Annotated in this window: 15 protein-coding genes; 9 read left to right on the forward strand and 6 right to left on the reverse strand. The window is 64.9% G+C overall.

Going from position 1 to position 14140, the window contains the following annotated elements:
• The first annotated feature begins 31 nt into the window (after positions 1–31).
• The 4 genes from EJ069_RS14405 to EJ069_RS14420 all read left to right on the forward strand — a co-directional run bounded on the left by EJ069_RS14405 (position 32) and on the right by EJ069_RS14420 (position 3585).
• The gene (locus EJ069_RS14405) at positions 32–706 is read left to right on the forward strand and encodes a CvpA family protein (protein WP_126061852.1); all 675 of its coding nucleotides are present in this window, start codon (positions 32–34) and stop codon (positions 704–706) included.
• Positions 707–820: 114 nt separating this feature from the next.
• Entirely contained in the window at positions 821–2302 is a 1482-nt protein-coding gene (gene purF / locus EJ069_RS14410) for an amidophosphoribosyltransferase (RefSeq protein ID WP_042637921.1), read from the forward strand.
• Positions 2303–2447: 145 nt separating this feature from the next.
• Complete coding sequence (locus EJ069_RS14415; protein ID WP_126061853.1) at positions 2448–3191, forward strand: SDR family NAD(P)-dependent oxidoreductase; 744 nt, start codon at positions 2448–2450, stop codon at positions 3189–3191.
• Between the two features lie 169 nt (positions 3192–3360).
• Positions 3361–3585: a hypothetical protein gene (locus tag EJ069_RS14420; RefSeq protein WP_041008353.1), complete on the forward strand. Its 225-nt coding sequence runs from the start codon at positions 3361–3363 to the stop codon at positions 3583–3585.
• A 142-nt stretch (positions 3586–3727) separates the two neighbouring features.
• Here the strand turns inward: EJ069_RS14420 and EJ069_RS14425 are convergent, their stop codons facing one another.
• Entirely contained in the window at positions 3728–4234 is a 507-nt protein-coding gene (locus EJ069_RS14425; protein ID WP_126061854.1) for an OsmC family protein, read from the reverse strand.
• A gap of 261 nt (positions 4235–4495) precedes the next feature.
• Here EJ069_RS14425 and EJ069_RS14430 point away from each other — a divergent pair, with 261 nt between their 5' ends.
• On the forward strand, positions 4496–5995 hold the full coding sequence (locus tag EJ069_RS14430) for a peptidase S10 (RefSeq protein ID WP_126061855.1): 1500 nt from the start codon (positions 4496–4498) through the stop codon (positions 5993–5995).
• A 38-nt stretch (positions 5996–6033) separates the two neighbouring features.
• Here the strand turns inward: EJ069_RS14430 and EJ069_RS14435 are convergent, their stop codons facing one another.
• A complete protein-coding gene (locus EJ069_RS14435) occupies positions 6034–6465 on the reverse strand; it encodes a nuclear transport factor 2 family protein (RefSeq protein ID WP_189476378.1) in 432 nt (143 codons plus the stop codon).
• A 338-nt stretch (positions 6466–6803) separates the two neighbouring features.
• The gene (locus EJ069_RS14440) at positions 6804–7184 is read right to left on the reverse strand and encodes a hypothetical protein (RefSeq protein ID WP_126061857.1); all 381 of its coding nucleotides are present in this window, start codon (positions 7182–7184) and stop codon (positions 6804–6806) included.
• 170 nt (positions 7185–7354) lie between these two features.
• On the opposite strand from EJ069_RS14440, the gene EJ069_RS14445 reads away from it, so the two are divergent.
• Both EJ069_RS14445 and EJ069_RS14450 read left to right on the forward strand, forming a co-directional pair.
• Positions 7355–8248: a DMT family transporter gene (locus tag EJ069_RS14445; RefSeq protein ID WP_126061858.1), complete on the forward strand. Its 894-nt coding sequence runs from the start codon at positions 7355–7357 to the stop codon at positions 8246–8248.
• A 40-nt stretch (positions 8249–8288) separates the two neighbouring features.
• Positions 8289–9206, forward strand: coding sequence for a DMT family transporter (locus EJ069_RS14450; RefSeq protein WP_245456562.1), 918 nt, complete (start codon positions 8289–8291; stop codon positions 9204–9206).
• Positions 9207–9343: 137 nt separating this feature from the next.
• On the opposite strand, the gene EJ069_RS14455 is transcribed toward EJ069_RS14450, so the two are convergent.
• Positions 9344–10198, reverse strand: a complete 855-nt coding sequence (locus EJ069_RS14455; protein WP_126061859.1) for a LysR substrate-binding domain-containing protein — start codon at positions 10196–10198, stop codon at positions 9344–9346.
• A 111-nt stretch (positions 10199–10309) separates the two neighbouring features.
• On the opposite strand from EJ069_RS14455, the gene EJ069_RS14460 reads away from it, so the two are divergent.
• Positions 10310–10717, forward strand: coding sequence for a 4-oxalocrotonate tautomerase family protein (locus tag EJ069_RS14460; RefSeq protein WP_126061860.1), 408 nt, complete (start codon positions 10310–10312; stop codon positions 10715–10717).
• 31 nt (positions 10718–10748) lie between these two features.
• On the opposite strand, the gene EJ069_RS14465 is transcribed toward EJ069_RS14460, so the two are convergent.
• The gene (locus tag EJ069_RS14465) at positions 10749–11255 is read right to left on the reverse strand and encodes an RES domain-containing protein (protein ID WP_126061861.1); all 507 of its coding nucleotides are present in this window, start codon (positions 11253–11255) and stop codon (positions 10749–10751) included.
• Complete coding sequence (locus tag EJ069_RS14470; protein WP_245456564.1) at positions 11252–11755, reverse strand: antitoxin Xre/MbcA/ParS toxin-binding domain-containing protein; 504 nt, start codon at positions 11753–11755, stop codon at positions 11252–11254. The genes EJ069_RS14465 and EJ069_RS14470 overlap by 4 nt, the downstream gene beginning before the upstream one ends.
• A 153-nt stretch (positions 11756–11908) precedes the next feature.
• Between EJ069_RS14470 and EJ069_RS14475 the strand changes: the two genes are divergently transcribed.
• Positions 11909–14131, forward strand: a complete 2223-nt coding sequence (locus EJ069_RS14475; protein WP_126061862.1) for an AMP-binding protein — start codon at positions 11909–11911, stop codon at positions 14129–14131.
• Positions 14132–14140: the final 9 nt, after the last annotated feature.

Consider the following 14140-nt stretch of genomic DNA (forward strand, 5'->3'; position numbering starts at 1 on the left):
GGGCCGTAAGACAGGAAGTGGGGCGAGGACCATGCCGATTACGCTGCTTGACGGAATTCTCGTCGGCTTCACCCTGGTTTCAGCAATGCTCGCCATGGTGCGCGGCTTCTCCCGTGAAGTTCTGTCAGTGGTTTCCTGGGCAGCGGCGGCGGCAGCGGCTTTCTTTTTCTACAAGCCGGTCCTGCCCTACGTGCAGCCCTATGTCGACAACGACAAGATCGCGATGGCGGCTTCCGCGGGCATCGTCTTCCTGATCGCGCTGATCGTCGTCTCCGTGATCACGATGAAGCTTGCCGACTGGATCATCGATTCGCGTATTGGCGCGCTCGACCGCACCCTCGGCTTCCTCTATGGCGCGGCGCGCGGCATCCTGGTGGTCGCGGTGGCGCTCTTGTTCTTCAACTGGCTTGCCGGCGCCAAGGCGCCCGCCTGGATCGCCAACGCCAAGTCGCGGCCGTTGCTCGAGACGATCGGCGCCAAGCTCGAAAGCGTGCTGCCGGAAAACACCGAGGAACTGGTCAACAAATACACGCATAAGGGCACGCCGCAGGCTGGCGCGCCGGCCACGACCGACCAGCCCGCGGCCGAGCCGCCGGCCGGCGATGACAACGCGCCGGCGCCCGACGACAGCGAGGGCGAGGCGCCTGCCGACAACGAGCCGGCTCCGGCGCCCGCCCCGGCTCCCGCTCCAGCGCCGGCAAACTGAAATCCAGGCCGGCCATAGCGCTGGCCTGAGGCATTTTGTGAATGCCTGACGAGGTGCGTTGCGTTCCGCGAGAGATCGCCCTATATGGCGGCTTTAGCGGAGCTTGAGCACCAGATGGCAGACTCAACGGCAGATGCAGGCAATGTCCTTTCCGCCGAGGCCGACGATCATTTCCATGACGAATGCGGCGTGTTCGGTATTTTCGGCCGGCAGGACGCGGCGGCCATCGTCACACTCGGCCTGCACGCCTTGCAGCATCGCGGCCAGGAAGCGGCCGGCATCGTCTCCTATGACGGCACCCAGTTCCATGTCGAACGCCATGTCGGCCTGATCGGCGACACCTTTACCAAGCAGCGCGTCATCGACAGCTTGCAGGGCAATCGCGCCATCGGCCATACGCGCTACGCCACCACCGGCGGCGCCGGCCTGCGCAACATCCAGCCCTTTTTCGCCGAGCTTGCGGAGGGCGGTCTTGCCGTCGCCCACAACGGCAACCTCACCAACGCCCTCACCGTGCAGCGCGCGCTGCAGAAGCAGGGCTCGATCTTCTCCTCGACCTCCGACACTGAGACGCTGCTGCATCTGGTCGCGACCAGCAAGGAGCGCGATCTGAATTCGCGCTTCATCGAGGCGGTGCGCCAGGTGGAGGGCGCCTTCTCGCTGGTGGCGATGACGGCCAAGAAGATGATCGGTTGCCGCGACCCGCTGGGAATCCGCCCGCTGGTGCTGGGCGACCTCGACGGCGCCTGGATCCTCGCTTCGGAGACCTGCGCGCTCGACATCATCGGCGCCCGCTTCGTGCGCGACATCAAGCCCGGGGAGATGGTGGTCATCACCTCCAAGGGGATCGAGAGCATCTTCCCGTTCGAGCCGCAGAAGACGCGCTTCTGCATCTTCGAATATGTCTATTTCGCGCGGCCGGATTCCTCGGTCGAGGGCCGCAACGTCTACGAGGTGCGCAAGCGCATCGGCGCCGAGTTGGCGCAGGAAAACCCGGTCGAGGCCGACATCGTCGTGCCGGTGCCGGATTCCGGCACGCCGGCGGCGATCGGCTTCTCCCAGGCCGCCGGAATTCCCTTCGAGCTCGGCATCATCCGCAACCACTATGTCGGGCGCACCTTCATCCAGCCTGGCGATTCGATCCGCCACATGGGCGTGAAGCTCAAGCACAACGCCAACCGCCGCATGATCGAGGGCAAGCGCGTGGTGCTGGTCGACGATTCGATCGTGCGCGGCACCACCAGCCAGAAGATCGTGCAGATGGTGCGCGATGCCGGCGCGAAGGAAGTGCATATGCGCATCGCCTCCCCGCCGACCAGCGCATCCTGCTTCTACGGCGTCGACACGCCGGAGAAGTCGAAGCTGCTCGCATCGCGCATGTCGGTCGAGGAGATGGCCGAGTTCATCCGTGTCGACTCGCTCGGCTTCCTGTCGATCGACGGGCTCTACCGCGCCGTCGGCGAGGCGCGCCGCGACAACGACCAGCCGCAATTCTGCGACGCCTGCTTCACCGGACAGTACCCCACCCGCCTGCTCGACTTCGAAGGCCACGACAATGTGCGCACGCTGTCGCTGCTGGCGTCGAGCGGGTCGTAGGCCGCGGTATCTGTTTTGACGCAATTCCGGACGGAAAACCTTCAGACACTTTTCCTGGAATTGCAGCGTTTGTTTTGACGCAATTCCGGACGGAAAACCGTTAGACACTTTTCCTGGAATTGCTTTAGCCCACGGAAATTCTCGCATGACCCTCGACCTTTCCGGCCGCGTGGCGGTCGTCACCGGCGCCTCGCGCGGCATTGGCTATTTCATCGCCAAGGAACTGGCGGCAGCCGGCGCGCATGTCATCGCGGTGGCGCGCACGGTGGGCGGGCTGGAAGAGCTCGACGACCAGATCAAGGCTGATGGGCGCGGACAGGCGACGCTGGTGCCGCTCGACCTCACCGACATGGCAGGCATCGACCGGCTGGGCGGCGCGATCCATGAACGCTGGGGCAAGCTCGACATCCTTGTCGCCAACGCCGCTGTGCTCGGCGTGATTTCGCCGATCGGCCATGTCGAGGCCAAGACCTTCGAGAAGGTGATGACCATCAACGTCACCGCGACGTGGCGGTTGATCCGCTCGGTCGACCCGCTGCTCAGGCTTTCCGATGCCGGGCGCGCCATCATCATGTCCGCCAACTCCGCCCATTCGGCACGTGCCTTCTGGGCGCCCTACGCGGCGTCCAAGGCGGCGGTGGAGACGATGATGCGCTCCTGGGCGCATGAAACCGAGAGCCTGCCGCTGAGGGTCAACGCCGCCGATCCCGGCGCCACCCGCACGGCGATGCGCGCGCAGGCGATGCCCGGCGAGGATCCGGAGACGCTGCCGCATCCGTCAGAGATCGCCAGGCGCATCGTGCCGCTGGCAAGCCCGGAACTGAAGGAGACGGGCCTGATCTTCCAGGCCAAGCACAACCGCTTCGTCGCCTACCGGCAACCGGAATAATTCGACTTCAAAAGTGCGTCGCGGCAGGCCGAGCCCGCCTGGCGAAAGCCCTCTTCACGGGTCTGTGAACGGTGCTGCGGAAGCGTGTTCCGCCGTCCAGCTTTCCCCGCTCCAAGGGAGTTGCTAGGATCGGTCCGACTCCGACATTCAAGCAAAGCGAGGAATTCCCATGGCTGCCACTCCCAGCGTAGCGTTGGTCTGGTATCTGGTGATCGCCGGCCCGCAAGGCGGCATGGTGGTGTTGCCAAGCACCTTCGACACCCGCGAGCAATGCACCAACGCCATCACCGAATATCAGAAGCAGCCGACGCCGCAGGGCTGGGCCGTGCAATGCGTGCCGAGCGCCTCGCCGTTCACCGATGAGGGGGACGCGGAGACGCCGTCGGCGCAGTAGGCAACACTCCCCCTCACCCAGCCTCCGCTTCGCTCGGCTGACCTCTCCCCGCTGGGGAGAGGAGGCTGTCAGCGCCGGCGCCAATCTCTTCTCCCCACCGGGAAGAAGGTGGCCGCGCGGCCGGATGAGGGGACGTCGCGCTTCAACGCCCCGCGCTTACGCTCAGCGCCGGCTTGTTGTTGATCGTCTGGAACACCACGCAGTAGCGCTCGGTGAGCTTCATCAGCGAATCGATGCGCTCCTGCGGCTCGTCGGTGTCGAGGTCGAACTTCAGCCTTATCGCGCGAAAGCCGACCGGCGCGTCGCGGGCAACGCCGAGCGTGCCGCGGAAATCGAGGTCGCCCTCGGCTTCGACGCTGGCGTTGCCGAGCTTGAACTCTAGCGCGGTGGCCACAGCCTTCAGCGTCACGCCCGCGCAGGCGACCAGCGCCTCCAGCAGCATGTCGCCAGAACATAGCTCCAGGCCCGAGCCGCCGGTGGCTGGATGAAGGCCGGCAACCGCCAGCGCCCTGCCCGTCTCCACCTTGCAGGCGATCGACTGATCGTCCAGCGTACCGCGCGCTCTCAGCGTGATCAGCGCCTTGGCGGCGTCGTCGCGATAGGCTTCCTTCAGCGGAGCCTGCATGGCCTTGAGTGCGGTGGCGTCCATGGGTGCTGTCCTTTCGGTACCTCTTTGACGGTAGATAGCACATAATTTCAGCTTGGATTCCTCGCCCCACGAAAGTGGGGAGAGGTGGCTCGGCGAAGCCGAGACGGAGAGGGGAGCGCCCTGCGAGAGCCCCCTCTCCGTCCGCTTCGCGGACACCTCTCCCCGCCTTTGGCGGGGCGAGGAACCCAAGTCTTGTGACGCCCCCTTTGACTTCCCTCGCCCCGGCCATACCTTTGGGATGTCATTCCGCGCGGAGCCGTCATGCGATCCAAGCTCGTCCCCCTTATCCTTGTGGCGCTCGCCGCCTTCGCTCAGCCGGGCTTCGCCGCGGAAGCACCCGAGCGCCCCGCGCCCCAAGGCGGCGTGCTATCTCTGTTGCCGCCGCCGCAGGTGACGGAGCATTCGATCACGCTTGGCGGGCGCAAGCTGGATTACCAGGCCAAGTCCGGCACGCTCTCGCTCCTGTCGGGCAAGGGCGAGGTCACGGCCGAGATCTTCTATGTCGCCTACACGCAGCAGTCGTCCGCCCCGGCGAAGGATCGGCCGGTCACCTTCGTCTTCAATGGCGGGCCAGGCGCGGCGTCTGCCTATCTGCATCTCGGCGCGATCGGGCCACGCATCGTCGAGACAGCCGCCGACGGCGAATTCCGCCGGCCGCCGCAAAAGCTCATCGACAATCCCGACAGCTGGCTCGACATGAGCGATCTCGTCTTCGTCGACCCCGTCGGCACCGGCTACAGCCGCGAGGCGCCTGGGCATGAAGGCAAGGAATTCTGGAGCGTCGATGCCGACGCCAGCTCGGTCGGCGCCTTCATCCGGCTCTATCTGGCGCAGAACGGCCGCACCGGATCGCCGCTGTTCCTCGCCGGCGAAAGCTATGGCGGCTTTCGCGCCGCGCTGCTTGCCCGCACGCTGCAGGAGGATGTGGGCCTCAGCCCCAGCGGCATCGTGCTGATCTCGCCGGCGCTGGAATTCATGCTGGTGCGGCCCGACCAGTTCGACCAGTTGCATTGGGCGCTGGAGCTGCCTTCGCTGGCGGCGACCCGCCTGAAGGGCGACGGCGTGAGCGGCGATGCGCTGCGCGACAGGTTGGCCGAGGTCGAGCATTACGCGCTCGGCGACTACCTGACGGCGCTGAACAGCGGGCTGGAGCAAGGCGGCAAGCTCGCCAGCGGTCGCGTTTCGGCGATCACCGGCCTGCCGCTCGAGCTCGTGCAGCGCAATCTCGCCCGCATCCCCACCGGGCTTTTCGCCAAGGAATTTCAGCGCGCCACGGACAAGGTGCTCAGCCCCTATGACGCCACCATCGGCACGGCCGACATCGCGCCGCAAAGCCCGCGCGACGCCGGTCCCGATCCGGTGCTCGACCGCAGCGTTCCGGTCCTGACCTCCGCCTTCGTCGCCTATGTCCGCGACGAGCTGAACTACCGCACCGATATCAGCTACCGGCTGCTCAATGGCGAGGTCACCCGCAACTGGGACTACGGCACTTCGGGCCAGGGCTATGCCGGCGTGATGAACGATTTGCAGCGGGCGCGTTCGCTCAACCCGGCCCTCGGCGTCGTCATCGTCAACGGCTATACCGACCTGGTCACGCCCTATCTCGCCTCACGTTACCTGGTGAACCAGCTTCCTTCGCTGTCAGACGCCAAGCCGATCCGCCTCGACGTTGTCGAGGGCGGACACATGATGTATCTGCGGCCGGATGGACGGCGCGCCCTGAAGGACGCGGCATCGGAGCTCTATCAGGCGACGCAGTGAGCGCTACCGGCGGTCCTCGCTGCGGCACGATGGTGGGGTCAGGAATCGGTGCTACCGCTGGCCGTTGGCGGACGGCGCCCCGACAGGACTTCAACGGCGTCTTCGATGCTGGCAGGCTGCCGCTCGACGTCCTCCAGATATAGTCGCCCGGCCACAATCTGACCGTCGACAATTTCGAACAGCGCGACCCCGCGCACCTCGAAGAGCTGCCCGTCGGAGCGAGTACCCGACCAATGCCATTCGATCCACGTCGTGTCGCCGTCCTGGACCCAGCGCGTGACCGCCGCGTGGAAGTCAGGTATTCCCGCGAACATGGCCTCCCAGTTGGCCCGCATCTGGGCCCGCCCGACGAAAGCTCTGCCCGGGTGCGTTGGCTGTTCGCTCCGATAGTTCTCGTGGATGAGGGCGGCGAGAGCGTCGAGATCGTGCGCGTTCATCGCGGTCACCAGTCGATCGATCACGTCAGGCATCGAAGTCCCGGATTTGTGCAACGCAGGCATTGCCGCTCTCCGTGGTCTACTGCCGGTGGGAGCCACGCCGATCAATTCGCGCGCCTCAAGAATTACCTGACCGGGCTTTGGCCGTCCAGCATTGCAGGCTCCGAACATTCTCGTCCGCCTCTGGAGCAGCGCAGGCTGCCGGCCTACAATATCCGCGCCGATGCTGTAATGCTGCCGTCTTTCGAGGGCGGGTGGCCACAGAAGAACAACAGGCGCGGCCGTAATTTGGAGCGTACACCTTGTTCGAGCCAAGCACGGTCGTAGGTCATGCGAACACCTTACTTCTTGTCGGTCAGCGAGCGTCGCAGCTAGTCGTCGAGGCTCGCAAATTCGCCGGCCAAGCGGTCACAGGCGGCGCGATCAGCCTCGCAGCGGATTTTCCGCTTTATTATCCAATGGCCTTGCGAGTCCTTGTCCAGCCACCGGCAGGTGACCGCGGGATACGCCTTCTCGGAGGGCTTCGTAAAAACCCATTGCGTCACACCGTCATCCGCGACGAATACTTCGAAGCGATCTGATGCTGGAGCCTGATGGAGGCTCGCCCGCACCTGCCTGAGAAAATCAACGGTGTCGGCACCGCGGATATCGCACATCGTCGAAGGGCCATGCTCGTAGCGGTAAACGGTTTCGGCGCCCGAGATATCCGCGCTCGCGATCAGCATTGCGCCCGTTACAAAGACTGCTTTCACCCGATGCCCCTCCCCCAGCCTTCCCCACGCTATCATCCGGCGCAGGGATTGCCATCCCTGCCCCAACGCAAGCGCACTGCTGGAGCAGCGCCGTGCAAGCTTTCGCCCGTATAGCTGAAGCAACGGTCCCGACTGGGGCGGAACCGCCTCATGCAAACACGCTGGACCGTATGGCCGAAATCGTCGTCCTCGAAAGCCGCGAAAGGGTGCTGGCCGGCATCCTGTTCACGGCTGCCGCCTATTTCCTGTTTTCGGCGCAGGACGCCTCAATCAAGTTGTTGGTCGCCGGCATGACGGTCTGGCAGATCATGTTCGTCCGCTCGATCACCGTTCTCCTCGCCTGCGGCGCGATCGGCGGCAAGCGGCTGTTTGCCGACACGATCGATTCACCGATCGTCAGGCCGATGCTGGTGCGCAGCGCCTTCACGCTGGCCGCGTGGCTTTGCTACTACAACGCCGCGCGCTCACTGCAGCTCGCCGAGCTCACCACCATCTATTACGCAGCACCCATCATCGTCACCGTGCTGTCCGTGGTGATCCTGGGCGAGACGGTGCCGCTGCTGCGCTGGATCGCGGTCTTCGTCGGCTTCGTGGGCGTCTTCATCGCCTGCGATCCGACGCGGCTCGGCCTCTCCGTGCCGGTGCTGCTGGTGCTGGCGGCCGCCGTGCTTTGGGGGATCGCCGTTGTGCTCTTGCGCAAGACGGCGCTGCAGGAGCGCACGACGATCCAGCTCGTGCTCAACAATTTCTATTTCCTGCTCTTTTCGGCCGTGCCGGCGCTGCTGTGGTGGCGCATGCCTGACGGAACGCAGCTGCTTTTGCTCCTCAGCGTCGGCGCGCTCGGCGGGGTGGCGCAATATGTGCTGTTCGAAGGCATGAAGCGCGCCCCGGTGTCGATCGTGGCGCCGTTCGAATACACCTCGCTGGTCTGGGCCTTCGCGCTGGGCTTCGCCATCTGGAGCGACGTGCCGCGCACGGAGGTATTCATGGGCGCGGCGCTGATCATCGGCGCCGGCCTGCTCATTGTCGTCAACGAGCATTTCCGCAAGCGGGAGCAGGCCTGATGACAGAGGGCTGTCAGGAGCAACCGGGTGGGCTGGCGCTATGACGGACACGCTTGAGATGCCGGAAAAGCTCACGCCTGGCGCCGCCGACGCAGCGGCCGAGCGCACGCTTGGCATCATCCTGGTCTCGGCATCGGCCATCGCCTTCGCGCTTACCGGCGTGCTGACCAAGTCGATCCATGCCGATCCGCTGACGATCACCTGCTGGCGTGGTTTTTTCGGCTCGATCCTGATCAGCCTCTATGTGCTCTGGCGCCGCCGGCGCTCGGGTGGATGCGAAAGCCTGAGACTGGGCTGGCGGGGCTGGCTGCTGGCGGTCGAAGGAGCAGCGATCAGCATCGCCTTCATCTCGGCGTTCAAATACACCTATGTCGCCAATGTCGCGGTCATCTACGCGACCTCGCCCTTCATCGCCGCACTTCTTGCCTTTCTTCTGGTGCAGGAGAAATTCCGGCTGCAGACGATGCTGGCCGCGGCCGTGTCGCTGTGCGGCGTCGCCATCATGGTGGGCGGCGGCCTCGGCAGCGGCCATCTGTTCGGCGACGGGCTGGCGCTTTTGATGACCGCCGGCAGCGCGCTCTACATGATCATGGTGCGCGCCTTCCGTGACTCGCCTGTCGTGTGGGCGGGCGCGGTCTCGGCCTTCCTGCTCTTCGTGCTCGGCTGGTTCGTCACCGATCCGCTGGCAATCTCGATGCGCGACGTGGTGCTGCTTGCCACCTTCGGCTGCTCCTTCGCGCTGGCCTCGATCCTGTGGACGGAAGGCTCGCGGCTTATCCCTGCCGCGGAATCCGGCCTGCTGGGCTCGGCCGAGGTGCCGTTCGCCATCCTGTTTGCCCTGGTCTTCCTCGGCGAAGCCCCGCCCATGGCCAGCGTCATCGGCGGCGCCATCGTGCTGTGCGCGGTCTTTGTCCATGCCGGACGCGACTGGCTGAAGGCGAAATCGGCGCGCTCGTAAAAAATTTCGCCAATCACGGAACCATTATCCGGCCCAGGCATTGTTAGGTTGACGGGTCACCCCCCAAGTCCCCCCAAACCCCTCGACCCGTCCGACTAGAAGCCGACCCGCAAAAAGGTCGGCTTTTTCTTTGGGGATCACGACGGCAGGGCGAGGCCATCGCCCAGCAGCTCCGCCAGATCCCGCGCCGGGCGCGGAGCTTCGCGACCGAGCCGGATGGCGAAGTCGGCCATGGGGAGCGGCGGAAGGTCGTGCTCGTATGGCGCCTCCACGATGCCCGAATGGGCAAAGCGCCGGGTGCGCGGCGTCAGCGCGATGCCGGCATCGACCGCGGCGCGCAGGCCAGCAAGGCTGGCGCTGCCGGCGGCGATGCGATAGCGGCGGCCGGCGGCATCGAGCGCGTTGAGCGCGGCCTCCCTAAAGCCGCAATAGGGATCGAGCAGCGCCAGCGGCACGGCTTCCTGCCGCGTCGCCAGGCCTTTTTCCGAGCAGAGCCACAACATCGGCTCGCTGACCACGGCCGTTTCATCTGGCGTCGGGGCATGGCGCATGGTGATTGCGAGGTCGATCTGGCCGGCCTGCAGCGCCGAGCCGAGTTCCAGGGAGCGGCCGACACGCAGCTCGATCCGCACACGCGGGTGGCTGGCGGCGAAGGCCCTTAGAAGATCCGGCAGACCGTGGTCGGCGAAATCCTGTGTCGTGCCGATGGCGATGCGGCCGCCGGCGCGCGCGCCTTTCAGCGCCAACCACGCCTCGGTGTGGACGGCAAGGATGCGGCGCGCATGGCCGACAAGATCCTCGCCGGCCGGTGTCAGGCCGCGTCCCCTGCCCTGCGGGATCAGCAGCGGCTCGCCGACGATCTCCTCCAGCCGCTGCATCTGCGCGGTCACAGCCGACGGCGTGCGGCCGACGGCGGATGCGGCCTTGGCAAGCGAGCCGCCCTCGACGAAGGCGAGGAAGGTCTTCAGTAAGTCGAGATCGAGCATTTCCATACTTCGATGATATCGAAGTGTTTTTCAAAAACAATTCGATTTTATCGAATACACGCCAATGCCATGATTCTCTCATCGAAGGCGCGAGGCGCCCAACCCAAGGAGAGAAAAATGCCGATCATCAATATCAGCGTCACCGGCAAGCCAGACGCCAAGCTGTCCGCCTCGATCGCCAAGGACATCACCGAGATTACCGCCAAGGAGTTGCGCAAGGACCCGACGATCACCGCGGTCGCGGTCAACTACATCGATCCGCAGCACTGGTTCGCCGGCGGCAGGTCGCTGGTCGATCATGGCACCAACACGTTCTGGCTCGACATCAAGGTCGTCGACGGCACCAACACCAAGCTCGAGCTCGAAGCCTATCTGAAGGCAATCTTCGAGGCTTTCGGCCGGCTGCTCGGCGGGGTGCATGAGGAAAGTTATGCCTTCGTGCACGAAGTGCCGGCGGCGGCCTATGGCTATGGCGGCAAAACCCAGGAATTCCGCTTCATCAGCGGAAGATTGAAGGCGGCGTGAGATTGTTTTGCTCCTCCGCCCGGACGATATGCTATCTCGCGGGAGGATGAAGCCTGGTATCCAGCGCGAAATCCTCCTGCAGGTGCGGCTTGTAAAGGCCGCTCCCACGGACGGGATCGAGCACCAGGTTCCAGCTGTGCTGGGACACGGCGCTCGGAATCAGAAACAAGGGATGCTCCGCCAGCAGACCGTCGCCAAACTGCTGCTGCCCCGCGCTTGGAATGCCTGGCCGAAGCCAGTTCGCGTTTGGAATATCGCCGGCTTCCACCACATGAATTTTCGAAGGATCGGCGATTTCGAATGCGGTCAGCACGTGGCGGACTGTATCGAGCGTGCGAAATCCTTTGTGCACAGCCACCTCCAGAATGGCGGTCGAAGGGTCAATGGATGCATAGACGGCCCTAACACCTTTGCTGTTCCACCTTCCTCCAAGCTTGAAGGCTCCCTCGCCGCTGTTCCAGGTGGCCTGGAAGCGTTTGTGATCAAGTCTCCAGCCGAGGACTTCTCCCGTCCCAAGAGAACCCGGCAAAGGCGTCACGCGTAGACACCATAATCAAGCCGTTCGAGGAATTCCTGGACAAGGATAGTACCCGCCGCCGTGGCCAGGAGATCGATCGGGCGCCGGTTGTCCAAGCCCATGGCAGGCTCGATCATCCATTTCTCGGCCGCTTCCTGAGTGCCGAGAACGGACGTGGCCTTGGTGAGAACCCTGGCGAAATTCCAGGTCCTTGAGCCCTGCTCCCGATTGAGCGTCCTGGAGTGATCCGATTTGTGCCGCTGAAATGTCCGCTCGCTCATGCCGAATGCCGCCTCGAAAGCATCCGCTTCGATGACGGTCAGTTGCCTGACGAGGCTTTCCAGAGCCTGGCTAGGAATTCCATGCAGGATCATTTCATGCGCCTCGAGCGGGTTGGATACCGAGGATCCAAGAACCTTCGGCCCGCCGAACAGGTCGACCAGCCGTTCGAACTCCGGCTCCATGTGTGGTGCTTCAGCAAATCCCGTCGGGAAACTAGCCATCTTTTGCTTCTCCGCCACGTGTCACTTTATTTACGACATGTGTCGAAGTTCTTCAAGTGGGATCGAGGCACTGCTTCACCCCGCATTGACCTTGCCCGCGCTTCCGCTACCCTCTGCCACCGAAGCGGCCGCTCAAGAGCCGCGGCCTGGAGGAGACTGGGAGAGAGCGGCATGATCCTGACCCTGGCGCAGCTGGTGGGCCTTGTGTTTGCCTGGCTGCTGATCGCCGTGATCGAGCGGTTCCGGCTCGACCTGCGCTTCACCCAGGCGCTGCTCTATGTGCCGTTCAAGCTCGCCTATCGGATTGCCGACAACCGTATTCGCATTGCCCGAAGCGCCAACACGCCAGTCATTTATGTGATCTCGCACCAGTCGCGCATCGAGCCGGCGCTGATGCTGTCGCTGCTTCCCGACGACACGCTGCATATTCTTGACGAGGCCTCGGCGCGCTCGCCTTGGCTCGAACCATGGCGCGAGCTTGGCCGCACCATCGCCTTCAATGCCGAGCATGTCTTCGTCAGCCGGCGCCTGGTGCGCGTGCTGAAGGGCAAGGGACGGCTTGCCGTCTACCTGCCGGACAGTGTCGAGCCGGACGTCAAATCCTTCCGGCTGTTTCGCGCCATCACCCGCATCGCCATGCAAGCCGACGCCCGCATCGTGCCGATCTTCGTTGCCGGAACGCGCGATCTGCCGATGTCGCTGACGCCGAAGGAGAAAGCGCCCAGGCACTGGTTCCCGCGGCTTTCGGTGAGCGTGCTGGAGCCGATGACCATCGCCGAGCTGGTGGCGCGCAATCCCGACATGGCCTCCAACACCAACGCGCTGTTCGACCGTTTCGCCGAGGCGCGGCTCTACGGCACCAATCTCGACCGCGGCTTGTTCCTCGCCATGCGCGACGCCGCCGATCGCGTCGGACCATCGCATCCGATCATCGAGGACGTGATTTCGGGTTCGCTCAGCTACCGCAAGCTGTTCATCGGCGCACGCGTGCTCGGACGCCGTTTCGAGGCGGCGACGGCGCCCGGCGAAGCGGTCGGCGTGCTCTTGCCCAACGCCAATGGCGTGGTGCTCACCTTCGTCGGCCTGATCTCGGCGGCCAGGGTTGCGGCGATGATCAACTACACCGCCGGCCCGGCAAGCGTGACCGCGGCGATCCGTACCGCCGTCATCCGCACCGTGGTGTCATCCCGCGCCTTCGTCGAAAAGGCCGGCATCGATGACATCATTGCCGCGGTCGAGGCAGGCGGCGCGAAGATGCTGTGGCTGGAAGACGTACGAGCCGGCGTGACGGCGCTGGACAAGGTCGCCGCGGCGCTTTTGTGGCGCTTACCGCTGCAACGGCAGCAAGCCTCGAAGCCCGCCGTCATCCTGTTCACCTCCGGCTCGGAAGGCACGCCGAAGGCGGTGGTGCTGTCGAACCGCAACCTGCTTGCCAATGTCATGCAGGCCGAGGCCCGCGTCTCCGTCTCGCCGGCCGACACCTTGCTCAACGTGCTGCCGGCGTTCCATTCCTTCGGGCTCACCGGCGGCACCATCCTGCCGCTGGTGCTGGGCGTAAAGCTGTTCCTCTACCCCTCGCCGCTGCACTACAAGATCATCCCCGAGATCGCCCGCAAGGTGAAGCCGACCGTCATGTTCGGAACCGACACGTTCCTCGCCAATTATGCGCGCACCGCCAAGGACGGCGACTTCTCCAGCCTGCGCTTCGTCGTGGCCGGCGCCGAGGCGGTGAAACCGGAGACGCGACGCACCTACCGCGACCGCTTCCAGGCCTCGATCGTCGAAGGTTTCGGACTGACCGAAGCCGCGCCGGTGGTGGCGGTGAACACCGCCATCCACAGCCGCGACGGGACGGTCGGCCGACCGCTGCCGGCCATCCGCATGAAGCTGGAGCCTGTCGAGGGCATCACCGAGGGCGGCCGGCTGTGGCTCGACGGGCCGAACATGATGATGGGCTATATGAGCGCCGACCGGCCCGGCGAATTGCAGCCGCTGGAAGGCTGGCACGACACCGGCGACATCGTCTCGATCGACCGCGAGGGCTTCATCACCATCCGCGGCCGGGCAAAGCGCTTCGCCAAGATCGCCGGCGAGATGGTGTCGCTGGGCGCTGTCGAGATGCTGGTGCAGTCGCTGTGGCCGGAAGAGCGCCACGCGGCGGTGGCGGTGCCCGACAAAAGGCGCGGCGAGCGTATCGTGCTGGTCACCACCGCCGACGACGCCAATGCCGAGGAACTGCGCCAGTTCGGCAAGAAGGCGGGCGCCGCCGAGTTGATGGTGCCCAACGACATCATCAAGGTGGAAGACATCCCGGTGCTGGGCTCGGGCAAGACGGATTACGTCTCGGCCCGCAAGCTGGCGATCGACAAGTTGGGACTGGGCGTGGCGGCTTAGCGCGCCGCG

The sequence above is a fragment of the Mesorhizobium sp. M2A.F.Ca.ET.043.05.1.1 genome (assembly GCF_003952445.1).
Taxonomy (GTDB): Bacteria; Pseudomonadota; Alphaproteobacteria; order Rhizobiales; family Rhizobiaceae; genus Mesorhizobium.

Bases quoted from the DNA above. Each gene is read 5' to 3' on its own strand.
- EJ069_RS14430 (WP_126061855.1), top strand. From the start codon at position 4,496: ATGCGATCCAAGCTCGTCCCCCTTATCCTTGTGGCGCTCGCCGCCTTC.
- EJ069_RS14450 (WP_245456562.1), top strand. From the start codon at position 8,289: ATGACGGACACGCTTGAGATGCCGGAAAAGCTCACGCCTGGCGCCGCC.
- EJ069_RS14415 (WP_126061853.1), top strand. From the start codon at position 2,448: ATGACCCTCGACCTTTCCGGCCGCGTGGCGGTCGTCACCGGCGCCTCG.
- EJ069_RS14475 (WP_126061862.1), top strand. From the start codon at position 11,909: ATGATCCTGACCCTGGCGCAGCTGGTGGGCCTTGTGTTTGCCTGGCTG.
- EJ069_RS14405 (WP_126061852.1), top strand. From the start codon at position 32: ATGCCGATTACGCTGCTTGACGGAATTCTCGTCGGCTTCACCCTGGTT.
- EJ069_RS14420 (WP_041008353.1), top strand. From the start codon at position 3,361: ATGGCTGCCACTCCCAGCGTAGCGTTGGTCTGGTATCTGGTGATCGCC.
- EJ069_RS14425 (WP_126061854.1), bottom strand. From the start codon at position 4,234: ATGGACGCCACCGCACTCAAGGCCATGCAGGCTCCGCTGAAGGAAGCC.
- purF (WP_042637921.1), top strand. From the start codon at position 821: ATGGCAGACTCAACGGCAGATGCAGGCAATGTCCTTTCCGCCGAGGCC.
- EJ069_RS14445 (WP_126061858.1), top strand. From the start codon at position 7,355: ATGGCCGAAATCGTCGTCCTCGAAAGCCGCGAAAGGGTGCTGGCCGGC.
- EJ069_RS14435 (WP_189476378.1), bottom strand. From the start codon at position 6,465: ATGCCTGACGTGATCGATCGACTGGTGACCGCGATGAACGCGCACGAT.
- EJ069_RS14455 (WP_126061859.1), bottom strand. From the start codon at position 10,198: ATGGAAATGCTCGATCTCGACTTACTGAAGACCTTCCTCGCCTTCGTC.
- EJ069_RS14460 (WP_126061860.1), top strand. From the start codon at position 10,310: ATGCCGATCATCAATATCAGCGTCACCGGCAAGCCAGACGCCAAGCTG.